A 20,103-nucleotide genomic window follows, 5' to 3' on the forward strand; every position below is an offset into this window, starting at 1 on the left:
TCAGGCTACCGGGAGTGCCCGCACCCTAGCAGCCACCCGCAGCCGCGGCATCGTACTTTCGTACGCGGGGGCCGGCCACCCCGGTTTGCTAACGTGGGCCATCCCCGCCAGGCATGCCCCAATGACCGACACCTTCCTCACCGGCCGCACCGCGCTGGTCACCGGCAGCACCTCCGGCATCGGCCTGGCCATCGCCTGCTCGCTTGCAGCGGCCGGTGCGCGCGTCGCGGTCAACGGACTCGGCGACGAGGCGCAGGTGGGGGCGGCACTGGAGGCGGTGCGCCAGGCCGGCGGTGGCGATGCCCGCCACTTCGACGCCGACCTGCGCGATGCCGACGCCATCGCCGCGATGATGGCCGGGATCGACGCCTGGTCCCCGGTCGACGTGCTGGTCAACAACGCCGGCATCCAGCACACCGCGGCGTTCGCGCAGATGCCGGTGGGCAAGTGGAACGACATCATCGCCATCAACCTCAGCGCCGCCTTCCACACGATGCGGGCGGCCCTGCCGGGGATGGCCGGGCGGGGCTTCGGGCGCGTGGTCAACATCGCCTCGGTGCATGGGCTGGTCGCGTCGAAGGACAAGGCGCCCTACGTCGCGGCCAAGCACGGCATCGTCGGGCTGTCGAAGGTGGCCGCGCTGGAATACGCCGCCACCGGCAGCCGCGACAGCGGCGGCGTGACCGTCAACTGCATCTGTCCGGGCTGGGTCGAGACGCCGCTGATCGAGCCGCAGATCGAGGCCCGCCGCAACGGTGGCAGCCGCGAGGACGGCGTGCGCGCCCTGGTGGCGGAGAAGCAGCCCAGCCTGCGCATGACCCTTCCCGCGGAAATCGGCGCGCTGGCGGTCTGGCTGTGCCGCCGCGAGGCGCACAACGTCACCGGCGCGTCGTTCCCCGTCGACGGCGGCTGGACCACGCAGTAACGCCGAGCGCGCCCGCAGGCCATGGCCACCCTTCTCATCGCCGACGACCATCCGCTGTTCCGTGCCGCCCTGCGCGGCGCCGCGGTCGAGGCCGAGGCCGGCACCGGCGTGCTCGAGGCCGGCACCCTGGACGACACCCTGGCCGCGCTGGAGTCGCGCGCCGACATCGACCTGGTGCTGCTCGACCTGCACATGCCCGGCAACCACGGGCTCGCCGGCCTGGCCGCGATCCGCGCCCGCTTCCCCGCGGTGGCGGTGGTGCTGGTGTCCGCCAACGAGGATCCGCAGGTGGTGCGCCGTGCGCTCGACCACGGTGCCGCCGGCTACATCCCCAAGAGCGCCGGCCTGGACGAGATGCGCGACGCCATCCGCACCGTGCTGGCCTGCGAGGAATGGCTGCCGCCGGCGCTGCGCGGCGCCGTCGCACGGGCCGCGTCCGCTCCGGGCGACGCGGATCTGGCCGCACGCCTGGCGAGCCTCACCGCGCAGCAGTTCCGGGTGCTGGCGCTGGTCGCCGAGGGCCTGCTCAACAAGCAGATCGCCGACCGCCTGGACGTGCAGGAGCGCACGGTCAAGGCGCATCTCTCGGCGATCTTCGAGAAGCTCGGCGTGCGCAACCGCACCCAGGCCGGGGTGATCCTGCGCGGGCTCGAACTCAGCGACCCGGCGCGCCAGGTCGAAAGCGCCGGCTGAGCGTGGGACGCGGCCGGTCCCGGCGCCCAAGTGGTCCGCGCGAGATCAGCGCGAGAACGCCCAGGACTGCATGCGCCCGTCGCGATACGGCATCACGCCGTGGAACGGCCGCGGATCCCCGTCGAACACCAGCGGCACGAAGTGGCGATCGCCCTCCCACAGCGGCAGCTCGAGGATCCGGTCGACGTCGACCCACTCCAGGGTGCCTTCCGGGTTCGAGCCCGGCGGCGTGCCGGTGAAGTCCGTGACCAGGAAGACGAAGGCGAACCAGTCCTCGCCGCCCTTGCCGAAGCCCGGCCAGCCGATGGTGCCGCGCAGCGTGATGCGCGTGCAGTCGATGGCGGCCTCCTCGTGGATCTCGCGCCGCATGCCGGCGAGCGCGTCCTCGCCGGCTTCGAGTTTCCCGCCGAGGCCGTTGTACTTGCCCAAGTGCTGGTCGCCGGGCCGCGCGTTGCGGTGGACCATCAGCACGCGGCGTTGGTCGGGCGACAGGACGTAGCCGAGGGTGGCCAGGATCGGTGTGTAGGGCATCGGCACGGAAGGCAGCGGACGGACGCTGATTGTAGGGTCCGTGCCGCGCTCAGCCGGCGGGCGAGCGGGTGATGCGCATCCGGCCCAGCATCGACTTCAGCGCCAGCGGCCGCACCGGCTTCTGCAGCAGGCCGAGGCCGTGTTCGGCGACCTCGCGGCGCACCGCGTCGGTGGCATCGGCGCTGAGCACCAGGGTCGGCACCGCGGCGTAGCGCGCCGCCAGCCGCTGCCAGGCCTGGATCCCGGTATCGCCATCGTCGAGGTGGTAGTCGAGCAGCCACAGCTCGGCCGCGCGCTGCCCGTGCGCGCGCAGGGCGGCCTCGCTGCCGGCCACGGCGTCCACGCTGCAGCCCCAGGCCTGCAGCAGGTCGGACAGCGATGCCAGGGCCATCGGATCGTTGTCGAGCACCAGCACGTGCGCGCCGGCAAGCCCGCCACGCCCTGCAGCCGGAACCGCCTGTGCCGGCGCCGGCACCGCGGGCAGCGCGATCGCGAACACGGTGCCGACGCCCGGCCGGCTGTGCAGCTCGACGCGCGAACCGAGCAGGCGCGCGATCCGCTCGGCGATCGCCAGCCCCAGGCCCAGGCCCTGCCCGCCCACGCCATCGCCACGGCGGAACTCCTCGAAGATCAGCGTCTGCTGCGCGGGCACGATCCCGGGACCGGTGTCATGCACCTCGATGCGCAGCCCGCCCGCGCTGCGGCGCACGCCCAGCAGCACGCGTCCCTCGCGGGTGTAGCGCACGGCGTTGGCCAGGAAGTTCTGCAGCACCCGGCGCAGCAGCTGCGGGTCGCTGTGCGTCCAGGCCGCGGTGGCCACGTGGTCGAAGCCCAGGCCGCGGTCGCCGGCCAGCGCGCGGAACTCGGAGGCCAGCGGCTCGAGCACTTCGGCCAGCGGGAAGTCGCGCGGCTGCGGCACGAGGCCGCCGGCCTCCAGCCGCGCCATGTCGAACAGTCCGGTGAGCAGGTCGGTCGTCGAATCGAGCGCGCCGCGGATCTGCCCCAGCGACGCGCGCTGCGTGCCCGCCACCTGCTCGGCCAGCGCGTCGGTGAACAGCTGCGCCGCGTGCAGCGGCTGCAGCAGGTCGTGGCCGACGGCGGTCAGAAAGCGGCTCTTGGCCTCGTTGGCGCGCTCGGCTTCCTGCCGCGCCAGGTCCAGGCTGGCGGTGCGCTCCTCCACGCGCTGCTCGAGGGTCTCATTGCTGCGCTTGAGCTCGGCCTCGGTGCGTCGGAACTGGGTCACGTCGGTGAAGGTGGCGACGAAGCCGCCACCGGGCATCGGGTTGCCGCGGATCTCGACGATGCCGCCGTCGGGGAACACGCGCTCGCTGACATAGGGCGTGCCGGCGCGCATATGCCGCAGGCGCTTGTCGGCCTCGGCATCGATGCGGCCGTCGACGCCTTCGACCAGCCCGCGGCCGAGGTTGTGCGCCACCAGCTCCGCCACCGGCACGCCGATCCGCAGCAGCCCCGGCGGATAGCCGAACAGCTCGGCGTAGCGCCGGTTCCAGGCCACCAGGCGCAGCTCCCGGTCGACCACGCTGATGCCCTGGCTCATGTTCTCAAGCGCCGCTTCGAGCACCCGCTGGTTGAAGCGCAGGTCCTGCGAGGCCTCGCCGACGATCTCGGCCACGGTGTCGAGGTCGGGCCCGGCCTCGCGCCGGGCCGCGTCGAGCAGCAGCCGGGCCGACGCGCTGCCCAGCACCGCGGCGAGTTCGCGCTCGAAGCGCGCCTCGATCAGCGACGGCACCGGGCCGCTGGCCGGCGCGCCGCGCAGCAGCTCGTCCACCGTGCGCGCCGGCAGGAAGCGCCGTCCGGCCTGGCGCAGCGTGCGCAGGTCCGAGCCGCGGGCCACGTCGCGATCCGGCGCGGACAGCCAGGCCGACAGCGCCAGGGTGGTGGCCGCGCCCACGAACAGGCTGACCCCGACCGCGCGCCCCAGCCGGCTCCAGCCGGTAAGCCCGAAGATGCTTTCCGGCGCCAGCCAGGCGATGCCCCAGGGGCCCGCGTGCAGCCAGTCGGCCTGGCCACCCACCAGCTCGACCAGCATCGGCGACAGCATCACCCAGGCCCAGGCCAGGAAGGCCATGACCACGCCCCACGTCGCCGCGGCCGCCGGCGTTCGCGTGCGCCACACCGCGCAGAACAGCGCCGGGGCCAGCGTCGCCAGCGCCGAGAACGACACCGCGCCGACGTCGGCCAGGGTCTCGCTGCCGGCGATCACGCGGCTGTAGGCCCACGCCATCAGCATCACCGCCACGATGCCGGCGCGGCGCAGCGCCAGCAGCGCGCCGCGGTGGTCGTCGCCCTCGCCGCGCCCGACCGCCCACGCGCCCCGCAGCAGGCCCGGCGTGAACCAGTGGTTGCCGATCATGAGGCTCAGCGCGAGGGTACTCACCACCACCATGCCGGTGGCCGCGCTCAGGCCGCCGAGGAAGGCGAACAGCGCCAGCCCGTCGTGGCCGAGCGCCGCGGGCAGCGCCAGCGCATACATGTCCGAGGGCACGCTGTCGCCCAGGATCGCCGTGCCGGCGCGCGCCAGCGGCAGCGTCGGCAGCGCGATCAGCACCAGGTACAGCGGGAACTGCCAGCGTGCGGTGCGTACGTCGCGCTCGTCGCGGCACTCGACCACGCCGACATGGAACTGGTGCGGCAGGATGAACATCGCCAGCGCGCCCAGCAGCACCAGCGGGATGAAGCCGCCGACCGGTTCGGGCGGCGACAGCGGCGCGGTGACGTCGATCTCGCCGAGCCCGAACCACACCAGCAGGCCCAGGGCCAGCATCGCGAGCAGCTTGAACAGCGACTCGAAGGCCATCGCGAGCACCAGGCCGCGGTTGTGCTCCGCGGCGCTGGCGCGGCGCGTGCCGAAGGCCATCGCGAACACCGCCATCGCCAGCGCGACGTAGAGCGCGCCGTCGCGCCAGGGCGGCACGGCCGCGGCCACGTCGCCGGCGCTGGTGAGCGTGGCGAAGCTCATCGTCACCGCCTTCAGCTGCAGGGCGACGTAGGGCACCATGCCCAGCAGCGCGACCAGGGTGACCACGGCGGCCAGCCACGGGTCCTTGCCGAGCCGGGTCGCGATGAGGTCGGCGATCGAGGTCGAGTTGCCCTCGCGCGCCAGCCGCACCAGCCGGGTCATGAACCCGAAGGCGATGATGTAGAAGACGATCGCGCCGAAGAAGGTCGGCGGCAGCGGCCAGCCGTAGCGCGCGGCCTGGGTCACCGTGCCGTAGAAGGTCCACGAGGTGCAGTGCACCGCCAGCGACAGCGCGTAGACGTGGCGCCAGTGACGCGCCAGCGCGCCGGGGTGCCGCTCGGCATAGAGGGCGACGCCGAACAGCAGGGCGAGCCACAGCGCCGCGGCGGCGACCACCACGCCGACGCTCACGCGGCCACTCCGTGGCGTCCGGTTGTCGTCAAGCGCATCGGCAAGGCCGGGCTCCCCTGTCCACGGCGCAAGGATACGGCAGTAGCCGGGCGCAAACGCACAGCGGCCGGGAGGTCCCGGCCGCTGGCACGCCAGTCACGATGGCTTCGGATCAGAAGTCGTAGCGCGCGGTCAGGCTGTACTGGCGCGGCGGGCCGTAGAAGCCGGTCAGCACGCCATAGGCCGGGATGTTGTAGCCGGTGGTGCGGTATTCCTTGTCGGCGAGGTTGCTGCCCTGGAGCGAGAACGACCAGGTGTCGTTGACGCGCCAGATCACGCCGGCACCGACCAGGCCGTAGCCGTCCTGGCGGATCGCCGGGCTGAGGTCGGTGGTTGGCCACACCTCGGACTGGTAGCTGTAGCCCACGCGCGCGGACAGGTTGCCGCCGTTCGCGAGGTCGGTGCGGTACTCGACGTTCAGCGCGCCGGAGAACTCCGGGGCGTTGGTGAAGTGCTGGGTGTCGGCGATGTCGACGCCGCCGCTCAGGAACTCGTCGTACTCCGCGTCCAGCCACGCCAGGTTGCCGCTGATCACCCAGTTCTGCGTCGGCAGGTACTGGTACTCGACCTCGACGCCCTGCACGGTGCCCTTGCCGGCGTTGGTGAAGTCGCCGAAGAAGCTCTGGCTGCCGTCGGGCAGGGTGTAGGACGTGAACACCGACAGCTGGATGTCCTCGTACTTGTTGTGGAAATAGGCGAGGTTGAGGAACAGGCGCTGGTCGAGGAAGGCCATCTTGCTGCCGACCTCGAAGCTGTCGACCTGCTCGTCGTCGAAGGGCTCGCCCGAGCGCGGGATCGAGGTGGTGTTGGCGCGGATGTTGAAGCCACCGGATTTGAAGCCACGCGAGGCCGAGCCGTAGACCATGACGTCGGGCGTCACCTCGTAGTCCAGGGACACGCGCGGCGAGGTGTTCTTGAAGTTGACGGTCTTGTCGAAGTTGGCCGCCGTGCCCCACACCGTGGTGTAGGCGGGATCGAGGTAGAAGCGGTTCAGCGCCACCGCGTGCTTGTCCTCGTCGGTATAGCGCGCGCCGACGTCGAGGCCGAGGCGGTCGGTGAGGTCGAACGTCCAGTTGGCGTACACCGCGTGGCTCTCGGTGAACACCGTGCCCTGGGTATCGCCGTACAGCGGGTTGGTCAGCGACGGCGCCAGGAGGGGGTTCGCGAAGTGGTTCAGCACCTGGCCGCCGGCCTCGCCGTCGAAGTAGTAGTAGCCCACCACGCCGCGGTGGCGGCCACCGGCGTCGTAGTTGGCCTGGACCTCGTGGCTGACCTGGCTGTCGCTATAGAACGCGCGCACGTCGACCAGCTTGAGCGGGGTCAGGTCGAAGTCGATGTTGGTTTCGGTGTCGGACTCGCGCTTGGCGATCACGTACTTGAACGCCCAGTCCGCGTTCGGACGCCAGTTGACGGTCGCCGAGGCGCCCTTCATCTCGGTGTCGTTGACGTTGGCCATCGCGCTGCCGATGTCGTAGCGGTCGTCGAACGGCGGATACGCAGGCGCCAGCGGGTTGGGCGCGAGCATCTTCGCGCCGCGCACGCCGGACTGGTCGTCGAGGTAGTCGAGCGCGAACTGGACGTCGAAGGCTTCGCTGGCGAAGGCGCCCAGCTGGAAGCGCAACGCGTTGATCTCCTTGTCGCTCACGTCCTGGCCGGTGTAGGTGTTGGTGCCGAAGCCGTCGCGGTTCATGCTGGCCACCGACAGGCGGGCGCGCAGCGCCTCGGTGCCGCCGATGGGACCGCCAATGCCGCCCTTGACGTCCAGCTGCCCGTGGTTGCCCACGGTGACCGCGGCGTAGCCGTCGAGTTCCTTGGGCAGCTCGCGGCCGATGTACTTGATCGCGCCGCCGATGGTGTTCTTGCCGTACAGCGTGCCCTGCGGGCCGCGCAGCACCTCGACGCGGCCGACGTCGAACACGTCGAGCAGGGCGCCCTGCGGGCGTGCGATGTAGACGTCGTCGAGATAGATGCCCACGCCCGGGTCGACGCCCCACAGGGTGTCGGACTGGCCGACGCCGCGGATGTAGGCGGTGGCGGCGCTGCTCGAGCCGCGCGCAGCGTAGATGGTCAGGTTCGGCACCTGCGCGTCGAGGTCGCCGATGTCCTGCACGTTGAGCCGGTCCAGCACCTCGGGGGTGAACGCGGTCACCGCGACCGGCACGTCCTGCAGCGTCTCCTCGCGCTTGCGCGCGGTGACGGTGAGGCCGCCCAGCGTGGTCGCGTCGCGGGCTTCGGCGCGCGGCGCGGTGTCGTCGCCGGCGTCCTGCGCCAGGGCCATGGGCGACGACAGCCCGAGGGCGATCGCCAGGCTCAGGGCGGTGTGCGGGATCTTGGCTCGCTTCATCTTGTTCCCCTCGGGATATGCGTGTGCGTGCGGCCGGATGCCGCCTTGATCGCAAGCCTAGGGGCCGCCCCCGCGGGTGGGCATCGTACCTTCGGACAATGGGAGGGCCGCACCCGCGGCGGGAACACTGTCTGCCGCACTCCGTCCCGCAGGACATCCCATGTCGTTCCTGATCGTGCTCGCCGCGCTGGTCTTCCTGATGTACGTCGCCTACCGCGGCCACAGCGTGATCCTGTTCGCGCCGATCGCGGCACTCGGCGCGGTGCTGCTGACCGACCCGTCGCTGGTCGCGCCGATGTTCACCGGCCTCTTCATGGACAAGATGGTCGGCTTCCTCAAGCTGTACTTCCCGGTGTTCCTGCTGGGCGCGGTGTTCGGCAAGCTGATCGAGATCTCCGGCTTCTCGAAGTCCATCGTCGCCGCCACGATCAAGGTGGTCGGCGCGCAGCGCGCGATGCTGTCGATCGTGATCGTCTGCGCGCTGCTGACCTACGGCGGCGTGTCGCTGTTCGTGGTGGTGTTCGCGGTGTATCCGTTCGCGGCCGAGCTGTTCCGCCAGGGTGACATTCCCAAGCGGCTGATCCCGGGCACGATCGCGCTCGGCGCCTTCACCTTCACCATGGACGCCCTGCCCGGCACGCCGCAGATCCAGAACATCATCCCGACCGCGTTCTTCGGCACCGACACCTGGGCGGCGCCCGTGCTGGGCACGCTCGGCGGCATCTTCATCCTCGCCCTGGGCCTGTCCTACCTCGACTGGCGCCGCCGCGTGGCCCAGCGCGCCGGCGAAGGCTACGGTGACGCCGCCACCCTGCTCAACGAGCCGGCGCCCTTCATCGGCGAACGCCTCGCGCATCCGCTGGTCGCCCTGCTGCCGCTGGTGATGGTGGGCGTGTCGAACCTGGTGCTGACCCGGCTGATCCCGGGCTGGTACGGCGACAGCCACAGCTTCATCCCCGCGGTCGTCGGCAACCCGGCGCCGGTGATCCAGGAAGTGGCGAAGATCGCCGCGATCTGGGCGGTGATGGGCGCGCTGCTGATCGGCATCGCGACGGTCATGGTGTTCGCGTGGAGGACGGTGTTCGCGCACTTCGCCGAGGGCACGAAGTCGGCGATCGGCGGTGCCCTGCTGGCCTCGATGAACACCGCGTCCGAGTACGGCTTCGGCGCGGTGATCGCGGCGCTGCCCGGCTTCCTGCTGGTGGCCAACGCGCTGGGCGCGATCCCGGACCCGCTGGTCAACGAAGCGGTGACGGTCACCGCCCTGGCCGGCATCACCGGCTCGGCCTCGGGCGGCATGTCGATCGCGCTGGCGGCCATGGCCGACACCTTCATCGCCAACGCGAACGCGGCCGGGATCCCCATGGAGGTCCTGCACCGCGTGGCGTCGATGGCGTCCGGCGGCATGGACACCCTGCCCCACAACGGCGCGGTGATCACCCTGCTGGCGGTGACCGGGCTGACCCATCGCCAGGCCTACAAGGACATCTTCGCGATCACCATCATCAAGACGCTGGCGGTGTTCGTGGTGATCGGGCTGTTCTACGGCTTCGGCCTGGTCTGAGGCCCGGGACGGGCGGCCGACGCCGACGACCGCCCGTCCGATCCCTGCCGGCGGTCACACCTCGCGGCGCCCGGCCTGGGCGATAGTCCACCCAGGGGACCATCGCGTCGGGGGACACCATGGCAAGCAACAGGGCGGCCGCAGGCCGCGTTTCGATCGAGGCCGTGCTGCGCGAGCGCTACGGCAGGAACTTCGACCGCGCCGCACGGCGACCCACCCCCGTCATGCCACCACCCGGTCCGCCCGGCGACGGCGACCGTCGCCTGCGCGACCCCGTCCTCCACCTGCCGCCGGCACCGGCCTGGGTGCGTGCGTGGAGCCGCCTGGGATACGGGATCTTCCCGGGCGCGCGGCAGGCCTTCGACGCCCTCGGTGGCAGCGACGTCGCGCGCTACGAGGCGCTGGTCGAGCAGCAGCTGGCATGGGAGGCGATCGACGACTCCGCGCTGGAGGACCGGCTGCAGGCCGGCGGCTACAGCACGCTCGGCAAGGGCCTGACCCAGCTCTGGGCCGACCACGTCCTGGGCAATCCGGCGTGGGAGGTCCGCATGCGCCCGGCCTGGGAATCGCAGCGCGCATGGATGATGCGCGCGGCGTTCTCGCGGCGGCAGCTGCACGAGCGCATGACGACGTTCTGGCACGACCACTTCCACGTCACCGGCAGCGACTACGACGTCGGCCCGGTGTTCGTGCACCACAGCCGGGACGTGGTCCGCGCGCATGCGCTGGGCAACTTCCGCGCCATGCTCGAGGCGGTGGCCAGCAGCACGGCGATGCTCTACTACCTCGACAACCGCTCCAACACGATCGCCGGGCCCAACGAGAACTTCGCCCGCGAACTGCTGGAGCTGCATACCTTCGGCGTCGAGAACTACCTCGGCTTCATGAGTCCCGCGCAGGTGCCGCCCTGCCCCGAGGATCCGTCGTATCCCATCGGCTATACCGACGTCGACGTCTACGAGACCGCGGCGGCGTTCACCGGCTGGTCGGTGCGCAACGGCCACTGGCAGTATCCGGGCGAGAACGACGGCAACTTCGTCTATCGCGCCGCCTGGCACGACGCCGGGCCGAAGTCCGTGCTCGGCATGTACCTGCCGCCGGCGCAGCCGGCGATGAAGGACGGCCGCGACGTCCTGGGCCGGATCGCCAGCCACCCCCGCGTGGCACGCTTCATCTGCCGCAAGCTCGTGCGGCACTTCGCCGGCGACAACCCGCCTGCATCCCTGGTGGCCAGCGCGGCACAGCTCTTCCGCAGCCACTGGCAGGATCCGGACCAGATCCGCGTCGTGCTGCGGCACATCCTGCGCTCGCCGGACGTGCGCGACGGCCGCCAGGGCAAGCGCCGGCGTCCCGCGGAGATCATCGCCGCGACCCTGCGCGCCGCCGCAAGTCCCTTCACCCTGCGACCGGAGCACGGCCGCAGCGACGACTTCATGTGGCGGCTGGGCGCCACCGGGCACCTGCCCTTCGACTGGCCGGCGCCGAACGGCTATCCCGACCACGCCGATGCCTGGTCGGGTGCCAACAGCTTCGGCATGGCCTGGCGGATGCTGGGCTGGCTGGCCGAGACGTCGGATGCGGACGTGCGCCTGCTGCCGATCGTCGAGGACAGCCGCGCCGGGGTGGCCAGCTGGACCGCCCCGAACCTGGTCGACTACTGGTGCCAGCGGCTGCTGGGGCGCGCGCCCGCGCCGGCCCGGCTGCAGGCGCTGCGGGCCTTCATGGGCCAGGGCGCCGCGGCGTCCTATGTCATCGCCGACAGCAATGCCTGGAGCGGCAGCGACCTGCGCGCGCACTACAACCACGACCGCCTGCGCAGCATGGTCTCGCTGCTGCTGATGTCGCCCGAATTCGCCACCCGCTGAGGACCCGACATGGCCGACCATCCGCTCTCGCGCCGCGCCTTCCTCAAGGGCTGCTGCGCCACGGCCGCCATCGCCGGCATTGCCCCGTCGATGTTCTACGCTCAGCCAGCCATCGCCGGCACGCCGCACGACACCCTGGTCCACGTCTTCCTGCGTGGCGGCATCGACGGCCTGAACCTGGTGGTCCCGGTCGGCGGCAATGACCGCGGCCACTACGAGGAAGCACGCCCCTCGCTGGCGATCGCCGCCAGCGGCGCCTATGGCGCCCTGCCGCTGACCCTGCAGGGCGGAGCCGGCACCGGCTTCGGCCTCCACCCGTCGGCCGGCGGCCTGCACGCGCTGTGGCAGGAGTCGCGGCTGGCCATCGTGCACGCCTGCGGCATGTCCACCACGCTGACCCGCAGCCACTTCGACGCCCAGCTGTACTGCGACCTTGGCACCCCGGGGCGCGCCGGAGGCGGAAGCGGCTGGCTGGCCCGTGCCTGGGACAGCGATCCCGCCGGCGCCAGCGCCGACATGCCGCTGCTGGGCGTGGCCAGCGGCCAGCCGGCCAGCCTGCTCGGGGCCGCGGATGCCCTGTCGATGGCCAACCCCACCGAGTTCGCGCTCAACGCCGGACCCTGGCAATGGCGCGAGGCGCGGCCAGGCGGGCCGGCCGGGCTGCAGGGCGTGAACGATGTCCTCGCCGGCTTCCTCGCCGGGCGCAGTGCCGTGGAGCATCAGTCGCGCGCCGCCGAGGCCGCGCTGCGCCGCATCAGCCAGCTGCCCTTCGCGGCGACGCTGCCGGCGGGCTGGCCGACCAGCACCTTCGCCCGCCAGCTCTGGACCGTGGCGCAGGCGATCCGTTTCGGCACCGGCCTGCGCTACGCCACCCTGGACCTGGGCGGCTGGGATACGCACGAGGGACAGGGCACGGCGGGCAGCGGCTACCACTACTACCAGAACAAGATCAGCGAGCTTTCCGAAGCCCTGACCGCGTTCTACGTCGAGATGGCCGCCGGCGGCGAGTCCTCGCGGGTGACGGTCGTGGCGCAGTCGGAATTCGGCCGCCGCGTGCGCCAGAACGGCAGCGGCGGCACCGACCACGGCTACGGCAATCCGCTGCTGGTGCTCGGCGACACCGTCAACGGCCGCCGTTTCTACGGCACCTGGCCCGGCCTGGACCCCGAGGTGCTCGCGCCCTGGTTCGGAGACCTGCCGGTGACCACGGATTATCGCCAGGTGTTCTCGGAACTGCTCATCCGCCGCATGGGCAACAACCGGCTGGGCCAGGTGTTTCCGCAGTACGCGGGCTACGCCCCGCTGGGCATCGTCCAGGGCCAGGACCAGCCGCCGGTCTACGGCAGGCCGCCGGGGCCACGCACGCGAATCCGGGTCCTCGGGGGCTGACGCCGGCTAGCCGAGCCCGAGGTAGCGCGCCAGCGCGCCGTTCGCCTGATGGCGCGAGCACTGCGGTCGCTCCACCATCGTCGCGCAGACCGCCCGGAGCATTCCGAGCACCATCCTCCGCGCGTCGGGTGGAAGCGTCCCCAGCGCGTCCAGCACGAACTGTTCGTCGCAGGCAGGAGCGGGGCCAAGACGCTCGCGCACGCGGTTCCCGTCGAGCTGCTCGCCGCCACTGACCAGCCAGCCGAGTTCGACGTCGAACAGTTCCGACAGCTGCAGCAACCGCGAAAGGCAGGGCACGTGGCCCGCGGGACGCTCCCAATGGCCGACGGCGCTCGCGGTCACACCGAGCCGGACGCCGAGCTGCGCCTGGCTCCACCCCTTGCGCCGCCGCGACAGGCGGATGCGGTCCTGCAATCGCTCCCTCATGGATGCCCCTGTGTCTTCCCTAACACCGCACCCATGCTAGTCAAGCCCTGCGCGGCAACCAACCCCGGAATCAAGCTGCGGGCGCGAACCTGGTCACAACCGCGGCAATGCGTGGAGCAGAAGTGCTCCTCACACCGCAAGCGCGGTTCCGCGATCGCGCAGGCCCCGGGCACTCCGACCGCGCATGGTCGACAGGTCGATGACCCGGTCGGCGCACTCGATCGTTTCCCTGCGGTGCGCGATCACCACGCGGGTAATCCGCAGCTCGCGCAGCGCGACGTTGATACCCGACTCGGTGCGGGCGTCCAGATGACTCGTGGCCTCGTCGAGGAACAGGATGGCCGGTTGCCGGTAGAGCGCCCGGGCCAGCAGGAGGCGCTGCTTCTGTCCACCCGAGAGCGAGGATCCCATGTCGCCGATCAGGCTGTTGTAGCCCATGGGCATGGCCTTGATCGCCTCGTCCATCGCGGCCATCCGCGCGCAGGACACGACCCGCGCGATGTCCACCTTGTCGTCGAAGAACGCGATGTTGTCCACGATCGATCCCGAGAGCAGCTGGTCCTCCTGCATCACGGCGGCCACCTGCCGGCGGTAGCGCTCGAGTCCAAGCTGGGCAAGGGGAATGCCGTCCACGAGGACCTCGCCGCCCGACGGCTGGAGCAGTCCCAGCATGAGCTTCATCACCGTCGTCTTGCCACATCCCGACGGCCCCACGATCGCCACGAACTCCCCGGGCTGGATCGCGATCGACAGCCCCGACACCAACTCATGGCCGGATTCCGCGTAGCGGAACGACACATGGTCCAGCGCGAGCGCGCCCTCGACCCGGTGGTCCAGCGCCACCTGCGGGCTGAGCACCTCCCGGTCCGAAAGCGCCACGTCGCCAACGCGGTCGAAGTGCAGCGAGAGCATGCGGAACTCGATGTACTTCTCCACCAGCGCGGAGAACTTGCCCATGAACTGGGATTTGTACGCGATGAACGCGAACAGCATGCCGACGCTGAAGCCGCCAGCCACCACCAGCTTGGCGGCGACGTAGACCACGATGATGTTCTCCGCCCCGAACAGCAGGCGATTGATGCCGCGGTAACTGACGTTGAATACGCCAAGTTTCATCTTTTTGTTGGTGGCATCGGTGAGCAGTTCGCGCCACAGGCCTTCCCGCTTGGCCTCTGCGCCGAACAGCTTGATCGTCTGGATGCCGCGCACCGTCTCCATGAAGCTTGAGTTCTCACTGGCACGCGCCGCGATCTCCTGCCGCGAGACCTCGTGCAGCGAGCGGTACATGGCCAGCCTCACCAGGGCGTAGAGCAGGGCTGCGGCGACGACGATGCACGCGAGCAAGCGGCTGTAGAGGAAGAGCACCACGACCACGGCGATCACCATCACCCCGTCGATCAGCGCCTCCACCAGCCCCTTGGTCAACAGGTCCTTGACGTAGCCCAGCGAGCCGAACCGGGAGACGATGTCGCCCATGTGCCGCTTCTCGAAAAAGGCGAGCGGCAGCCTCACGAGATGGTGGAAGAGATTGACCGTCATCTGCAGGCTCATGAGGCTCCCCAGATGGAGCAGCGCGAGTCCGCGCAGCGCGTCGGCCATGACCTCGAAAGCAAGCAGCAGGGCGAACCCCATGGCAAGCACAAGCAGCAGCTGCATGTCGGATGTCATGAGGACGTCGTCCACCACGAGCTGCATGTAGTAGGGGCCGGCGATCACCAGTGCCTGGAGCATCAGCGACAGGCAGAGCACCAGCGAGAGGTAGCGCTTGAGCCCGACGACGTTGGCGCAGAAGTCGGCGAGCCCGAGCACTTCGCCCGGCGCCTTTGTCGCGAAGTTGCTGGTCGGCGTGAGCTCGAGGGCGACCCCGGTGAAGCGCGATGACAGTTCCTCGCGCCCGATCCACCTCGCGTCCGCGGCCGGGTCGAACACCAGGTAGCCCCGCCGCGAGACTTTCGCCAGCACCACGAAGTGGTTCATGTCCCAGTGGAGGATCGCCGGCAGCGAGAGCTTTCCCACCTGGTCCAGCCCCAGACGCAATGGACGGGCCGCCAGGTGCACCTTGTCGGCGAAATCCATGAGGTCCGCCAGCGACGTGCCCGCCGTCGAGACGGCGAACATCCTCCGCAACTCCACCAGGCTGAGGTGGTGCCCGTGGTAGCCGGCCACCATGCCGAGGCAGGCGACCCCACACTCGGCAAGCTCCGACTGCTGCAGCAGCTTGACCTCGCGGCGCCCGAACAGGCCGAGGGTCGGTGCCGCGGCGCTCACTTCAGGCGGCCCTGGATGCTGAAGACCGGATCGAACAGCCAGCGCAGCAGCGAGCGCCGTTCGGTGATGATATCGGCTTCGAACTCCATGCCTGGCCGCAAGGCGAACGCCCGCCCGTAGCCTTCCACCGAGGCGTTTCCGAGATCCGCCAGGACCCGGTACGAAGGCTCGGCGCCGGCAGTGGCGCCTTCGGTCAGGTCCGGAAGCACGAGGGTGTCACCGATCTCCACCACGCGCGCGGGCTGCGACCCGAAGCGCTGGTATGGAAAAGCGTCAAGTCGGATCCGCACCTGCTGGCCCTCGGCGACGAAGCCCACCGCCTTCTCGGGCAGGTGCAACACGGCATGCAGCGCGCTGTCATCGGGCACGATGTTCATCCCCACCTGTGCCCCGTTGAGGTGCTGGCCCTGCCTGACCACGATGCCGCTGACGCGCCCGCCTATTGATGCCTTCACCTCGGTGGCGTGGTCGCCTTTCACCCGCAGGAGCTGGTTCGAGATATCGGCCTTCTGGGCCTCGAGTCGGGCAAGCGCGTCCCGGTGCGTCCCCGGGAGCATGGCCTGCTCGGTGGCGAGCGCCTGCTGCTGGTCCCTGAGCGAGACTTCCCTGCCGACAAGCTCCTGCCGTTGCAGGGACAGCGCCAGCGTGGTGTCTTCCTGGCGCCTGATCTCGAGCTGCGAGGCATAACCACGCTGCCCGAGGGAGACCAGCTTCTCCAGGAGATCGTCGTTGATTGCGACACGCCGGTCGAACACGGCCCGCTGTTCGGCGATGGCCTGCAACTGGCGCTCGACCAGGGACATGCGCGCACTGTTCGCATCGGACTGCGTTGCATGACGCATCCGCTCGTTGTCGATCTGCTCCTGGAGCCCGGCCTGGACGTGCTCGAGCTCCGCCGCCATCGACTGGTTCATGTCGCCGACCTCGGGTACGAAACTGTCGGACCGCACCAGGATCAGGGCCTGCCCAGGCACGACGCGCTGCCCTTCCCGCACGGGAACCTGCTCCACGACGCCTCCGCCTGGCACCCGTACCCTGATCAGCCCCTTGACCGGTTCGATGACGCCGCGCACCCGCTCCTTCCTCGAATAGTCGGACAGGCAGAGGAACACCACGGCGAGCAGCAGCGCCGCGAACATCGACCACGCGGCCCAGACAAACGACACCGGTCGAGCCAGCAGCACGGTCCCTTCGAGCCGCGGCCCGCGGGCGCGCTCGACTTCCTTCCTGAAGAGGTCGCCCATGCCTGCGCTCAGGCAATCGCTGACCGGTGCGCTGGCGGCGTGCCCATCGCGTCGGCCTGTGCCAGCGGTGACAGCGGGCCGGGCGCCGCGGCGCCCAGCGCCTCGTCGAGCATCAGGTCGAAGTTCATGCCCCCATGGGCGAGCCTGTGCAGGAACATGGCGATCCCGGCCGAGCCGCTGGCGTAGTCACAGTTGAGCTTGAGACCGTTTGCATCGGGGAAGGCGATTCCCTCGTCCCGACAGACCGCGAACACCTGGAGGCCGGATGCACATCGTTGCGCGCGCGCGAGTGCCGAACGGTCACCCAGGAACTGGGCGACGTCGAGCAGGTAGTTGCCCAACCCGGCCAGGCCCAGGTAGAGCCCCGCACCGACGGTGTACCGGCTGGATGCGGCCAGAAGGGTGCGGGCGACGAGATCCGCGTATTCCGCGCGTCCGGTGACGGCGTGATAGCGCAGTGCCACGCTGCCGATTCCCGCGCTGCCGAAGGCCAGGTAGGGATACAAGATCGAGCCCGTGCTGGTCCGCGGGAAGCCCAGGGAACCGTCAGCCATGCGCCCGCACGCGATATCGGACGCCAGCGCGGCCGTCCCGGCGTCGAGGTAGGTGTCCTTGCCGGTCACGCAGTGGAGGTACAGGAGGAACAGCGCTACTCCTGCTCCGCCTTCGTGCAGGCCGACGGGCGCGCCATCGTCCCCGTCCGGCGACGTCCAGCAAAGACCCGTCCCGGTCTCCACGGCCCGGGCGCACAGCACCTCGGCGACCCGCTCGGCTTCGTCGAGCCACCGCGGCTCCTGGTATCGCAGCCAGAACTTCAGGTTCGCGTAGCCGTAGCCCGCGGCGCCATGCCCGAGCGACATGTCCTCGAACAGGGACCGGTGGAAGCCGGCGCTGCCGAGCTCGCGCCTGGCGTCCTTGTCACGACCGAATTCGGCGAGCATCCAGGCCGTCCCTGCCGCTCCGTCCAGCAGGCCGACGCGCTCCTTCCCGGTGCGCAGGAGGGTGCCCTTCGACAGCCAGTCTTCGAGGCCCACCGGAGGTGTTCCCGTGATCCTCGAGAATGCATAGCCGATTCCGGCCATGCCCTGGTCGACGCACAGCGGATCCTCAAGCCCAGGGCCTACCGGAAAGACGCGTTCGCTCCGGCCGAGGTCCATGTGGGCGAGACAGAAACTCGCGAACCCCGACGTCGCGACCGCGCAGAAGCCTGAGAGCTCGGCACCATCGACATGACGCGGCTGTTCGAACCCGCGGACCGGGTCGAGGCACATTCCCTCGAGCATGCGGATGGCCTCGCGGAGGCTCGTCTCGCCGGACAACAGCCCCAACGCCGATTCCACGTAGGACGCAGGCAGACCGATGTCGCGGCGCAGCTCTTCAAGGAGCTCGCGAGCGTACGCAGGCTTGAGCGCCATGATCGCCGTGTTCGGCATCATCAGTGCGACCAGGATGCTGCCCAGGGCGTGCAGATCGTCCGGATAATCGGCGCCCTCGCGATCGAAACGGTCCTGCGGCGCATAGCCGGGCGTGTAGAGGTTGACGGGCGCGTCGACGCCGGGCTCGTACGCGCCCTCGAAGTCGATGAGCCTGACGCCGAGCGTGTCCGCATCGACGATCACGTTGTTCATCGACAGGTCGCCGAACACGATGCCGTGCGCATGCAGGCGTTCAACCACCTGCAGCAGGTTGCGCGCGATCACGGCCAGGTTGGCGATCCATTCGCGCATGGCGGACGCATCGGTCCCCGCATGGACCAGCTTGCTGCTTCGCGCCTGGTGCTCCCTCAGGGTGTAGCCGGGAATCCGCTCCTGCGCGAGGAAGAGATGCCTCCATTCCTGGAAGAGGCTGATCGGTTCCGGTGCGATGCCCGTTCCCGAGAGCAGGGTCAGCAGCCGGTATTCCTTCCGGAGGCTGTCCGCCGCGGACTGCCCAGATGGACCGCACACGAGTGGCCTCGCCTCCTTGATGACAACCGGCGCGCCGTCCGGAACCGACCTGCCTGCATAGACCCCGCCGAAATTGGAAAACTTGATCGCCGACTCGATCTCGAAGCGCCTGCCGAACAGGTCAGGCGGCGCGTTGCGCGAACTCCCGGCCGTGTCGGCCAGGGCCTCGCCGATGACCGCGGATTCGTCGACGAAATCCGGCACGCTGAAGCTTGCGCTGCGGACGTCCTCGATCAGCCGGAACCGGTCATCGAGGATGCATGCGCCCGCGCCTGTCGATGATCGCAGCGACAGGTCGATGAACCCCCCGTAGCGGTAGTAGATGACGCTTGAATCCCTGTACTGGCGATCCGACAGCACATAGGGACCATCGCTGCCCCGGGTGGCCTCGTGCAGGACGTCGAGGAGCGTGCGGAACACCGCGTCATCGGGCGGGTAGATGGTGATGAACTTGCCGGACTGCGAACGACGGCAACTCTTGCCGAGCAGGTGGCGCAGGATCTTCGCGTCGCTTGCGAACTTGAATTCGGTGTCGTGCTCGATGCAGAGCGGAACCACCGTCGACAGCGTCGCGAGCGCCGTTGCGCTGGTCGCCGACACGTGGATCTTCCACCCTTGGACCACCGTCGTCGGCACGGGCCGGATGGCCTGGGTCCAGAAGTAGTCCTGCTTCAGACGCCAGTCGCGCGGCAGGATGGACTGCACGCGTCCGAAATACTCGCCGGATGGCTTGCGGGCGCTGTACGGGATGAAGAAATCCGGGTGTGCATTCAGATCGCGCATCGCCAACTCCTGGCAGCAGGGACGAGTCCTTGTCGCGGTCACCAAGGCCCGAAGACCGGGCCCTGGCAACCGTGCCCCGGCGATACCCGGGGCGCGCTCGAATTACTCCATCCTGTCCTGGTCTTCCTTGGGACAGCCCGCACTGATCGTGCTCCACTCGCTGGCGCCCACGCCGCCACAGTTACGGCTCATGGTGCTCCAGGCCGCCGCGTCGACGTCGCCCTTGCGACCGCCGCTGACCTGCTCCAGCTCCTGGAGGCTGAGGACCTTCATCTTGTCGTTGTTCATCACAAATTCCTTCTCGTTGGTTGATGTCGGCTTCGAAGCATCGGTTCCCCGAGCCGCGAATCCTTTCGCGCTGCCGGTGATCGCACCGGCCACCCAACCTTGTTCATTGCCGCCGACAGGGTCAACACGACATTCACGCCCGCTTCGGACGTGGGCGCGGCGCACCGGGAAGGATGTGAGCCGGCCTCGCAATGTCGGCCCGGAACCCTGCGCCAAGTCGCACATGCAGGCGTCGCTGAGCGCCTCTCACCGGCGACTTCCAGAGGGACACTCAGTGTTCCGGGCAAGGAAAACGGGCCATCCGGCCCGTTCCGTGATCGTCCCGATGCAGTCCCCGCCGACACAAAGAAAAAGCGGGCCGAAGCCCGCTTTCCCTGATGCTGCACGGCGCGATGGCGCCTGCGGAC

The 20,103-nt window shown here is 69.9% G+C and carries 13 protein-coding genes; 5 read left to right on the forward strand and 8 right to left on the reverse strand.

The features are described 5' to 3' along the window. Nucleotides 1-121: 121 nt before the first annotated feature. Entirely contained in the window at nucleotides 122-925 is an 804-nt protein-coding gene (locus JGR68_RS08250; RefSeq protein WP_199361914.1) for a 3-hydroxybutyrate dehydrogenase, read from the forward strand. Between the two features lie 21 nt (nucleotides 926-946). Then, nucleotides 947-1,618 carry a response regulator transcription factor gene (locus tag JGR68_RS08255; RefSeq protein ID WP_199361913.1) on the forward strand — a complete coding sequence of 224 codons (672 nt, stop codon included), beginning with the start codon at nucleotides 947-949 and terminating at the stop codon, nucleotides 1,616-1,618. Between the two features lie 45 nt (nucleotides 1,619-1,663). On the opposite strand, the gene JGR68_RS08260 is transcribed toward JGR68_RS08255, so the two are convergent. The 3 genes from JGR68_RS08260 to JGR68_RS08270 all read right to left on the reverse strand — a co-directional run bounded on the left by JGR68_RS08260 (nucleotide 1,664) and on the right by JGR68_RS08270 (nucleotide 7,923). After that, a complete protein-coding gene (locus tag JGR68_RS08260) occupies nucleotides 1,664-2,149 on the reverse strand; it encodes an 8-oxo-dGTP diphosphatase (protein ID WP_199361912.1) in 486 nt (161 codons plus the stop codon). Between the two features lie 49 nt (nucleotides 2,150-2,198). Next, complete coding sequence (locus tag JGR68_RS08265; RefSeq protein WP_199361911.1) at nucleotides 2,199-5,540, reverse strand: PAS-domain containing protein; 3,342 nt, start codon at nucleotides 5,538-5,540, stop codon at nucleotides 2,199-2,201. A gap of 151 nt (nucleotides 5,541-5,691) precedes the next feature. Further along, nucleotides 5,692-7,923, reverse strand: a complete 2,232-nt coding sequence (locus JGR68_RS08270; protein WP_199361910.1) for a TonB-dependent receptor — start codon at nucleotides 7,921-7,923, stop codon at nucleotides 5,692-5,694. Nucleotides 7,924-8,083: 160 nt separating this feature from the next. Here JGR68_RS08270 and JGR68_RS08275 point away from each other — a divergent pair, with 160 nt between their 5' ends. The 3 genes from JGR68_RS08275 to JGR68_RS08285 all read left to right on the forward strand — a co-directional run bounded on the left by JGR68_RS08275 (nucleotide 8,084) and on the right by JGR68_RS08285 (nucleotide 12,741). Beyond that, the gene (locus JGR68_RS08275) at nucleotides 8,084-9,487 is read left to right on the forward strand and encodes a GntP family permease (RefSeq protein ID WP_199361909.1); all 1,404 of its coding nucleotides are present in this window, start codon (nucleotides 8,084-8,086) and stop codon (nucleotides 9,485-9,487) included. A 119-nt stretch (nucleotides 9,488-9,606) separates the two neighbouring features. Then, entirely contained in the window at nucleotides 9,607-11,352 is a 1,746-nt protein-coding gene (locus tag JGR68_RS08280) for a DUF1800 domain-containing protein (protein ID WP_199361908.1), read from the forward strand. Between the two features lie 9 nt (nucleotides 11,353-11,361). Beyond that, nucleotides 11,362-12,741, forward strand: coding sequence for a DUF1501 domain-containing protein (locus JGR68_RS08285; RefSeq protein ID WP_199362247.1), 1,380 nt, complete (start codon nucleotides 11,362-11,364; stop codon nucleotides 12,739-12,741). Between the two features lie 6 nt (nucleotides 12,742-12,747). On the opposite strand, the gene JGR68_RS08290 is transcribed toward JGR68_RS08285, so the two are convergent. The 5 genes from JGR68_RS08290 to JGR68_RS08310 all read right to left on the reverse strand — a co-directional run bounded on the left by JGR68_RS08290 (nucleotide 12,748) and on the right by JGR68_RS08310 (nucleotide 19,696). Beyond that, nucleotides 12,748-13,167, reverse strand: coding sequence for a helix-turn-helix transcriptional regulator (locus tag JGR68_RS08290; RefSeq protein ID WP_199361907.1), 420 nt, complete (start codon nucleotides 13,165-13,167; stop codon nucleotides 12,748-12,750). A 129-nt stretch (nucleotides 13,168-13,296) separates the two neighbouring features. Then, nucleotides 13,297-15,435 carry a peptidase domain-containing ABC transporter gene (locus tag JGR68_RS08295; RefSeq protein ID WP_199361906.1) on the reverse strand — a complete coding sequence of 713 codons (2,139 nt, stop codon included), beginning with the start codon at nucleotides 15,433-15,435 and terminating at the stop codon, nucleotides 13,297-13,299. After that, nucleotides 15,432-16,679 carry an efflux RND transporter periplasmic adaptor subunit gene (locus JGR68_RS08300; RefSeq protein ID WP_199361905.1) on the reverse strand — a complete coding sequence of 416 codons (1,248 nt, stop codon included), beginning with the start codon at nucleotides 16,677-16,679 and terminating at the stop codon, nucleotides 15,432-15,434. Before JGR68_RS08300 ends, JGR68_RS08295 begins: the two co-directional genes overlap by 4 nt. Nucleotides 16,680-16,687: 8 nt before the next feature. After that, nucleotides 16,688-19,408 carry a class III lanthionine synthetase LanKC gene (gene lanKC, locus JGR68_RS08305; protein ID WP_199361904.1) on the reverse strand — a complete coding sequence of 907 codons (2,721 nt, stop codon included), beginning with the start codon at nucleotides 19,406-19,408 and terminating at the stop codon, nucleotides 16,688-16,690. A 102-nt stretch (nucleotides 19,409-19,510) separates the two neighbouring features. Next, nucleotides 19,511-19,696, reverse strand: a complete 186-nt coding sequence (locus tag JGR68_RS08310) for a hypothetical protein (RefSeq protein ID WP_199361903.1) — start codon at nucleotides 19,694-19,696, stop codon at nucleotides 19,511-19,513. Between the last annotated feature and the right edge of the window lie 407 nt (nucleotides 19,697-20,103).

The sequence above is a fragment of the Luteimonas sp. MC1750 genome, assembly GCF_016615955.1.
In the GTDB taxonomy this organism is placed as follows: Bacteria; Pseudomonadota; Gammaproteobacteria; order Xanthomonadales; family Xanthomonadaceae; genus Luteimonas.

Excerpts from the sequence above, each read along its gene's own strand:
- JGR68_RS08285 (WP_199362247.1), top strand. The coding sequence starts at position 11,362 with ATGGCCGACCATCCGCTCTCGCGCCGCGCCTTCCTCAAGGGCTGCTGC.
- JGR68_RS08255 (WP_199361913.1), top strand. The coding sequence starts at position 947 with ATGGCCACCCTTCTCATCGCCGACGACCATCCGCTGTTCCGTGCCGCC.
- JGR68_RS08275 (WP_199361909.1), top strand. The coding sequence starts at position 8,084 with ATGTCGTTCCTGATCGTGCTCGCCGCGCTGGTCTTCCTGATGTACGTC.
- JGR68_RS08290 (WP_199361907.1), bottom strand. The coding sequence starts at position 13,167 with ATGAGGGAGCGATTGCAGGACCGCATCCGCCTGTCGCGGCGGCGCAAG.
- JGR68_RS08280 (WP_199361908.1), top strand. The coding sequence starts at position 9,607 with ATGGCAAGCAACAGGGCGGCCGCAGGCCGCGTTTCGATCGAGGCCGTG.
- JGR68_RS08260 (WP_199361912.1), bottom strand. The coding sequence starts at position 2,149 with ATGCCCTACACACCGATCCTGGCCACCCTCGGCTACGTCCTGTCGCCC.
- JGR68_RS08270 (WP_199361910.1), bottom strand. The coding sequence starts at position 7,923 with ATGAAGCGAGCCAAGATCCCGCACACCGCCCTGAGCCTGGCGATCGCC.
- JGR68_RS08300 (WP_199361905.1), bottom strand. The coding sequence starts at position 16,679 with ATGGGCGACCTCTTCAGGAAGGAAGTCGAGCGCGCCCGCGGGCCGCGG.
- JGR68_RS08310 (WP_199361903.1), bottom strand. The coding sequence starts at position 19,696 with ATGAACAACGACAAGATGAAGGTCCTCAGCCTCCAGGAGCTGGAGCAG.
- JGR68_RS08250 (WP_199361914.1), top strand. The coding sequence starts at position 122 with ATGACCGACACCTTCCTCACCGGCCGCACCGCGCTGGTCACCGGCAGC.
- lanKC (WP_199361904.1), bottom strand. The coding sequence starts at position 19,408 with ATGCGCGATCTGAATGCACACCCGGATTTCTTCATCCCGTACAGCGCC.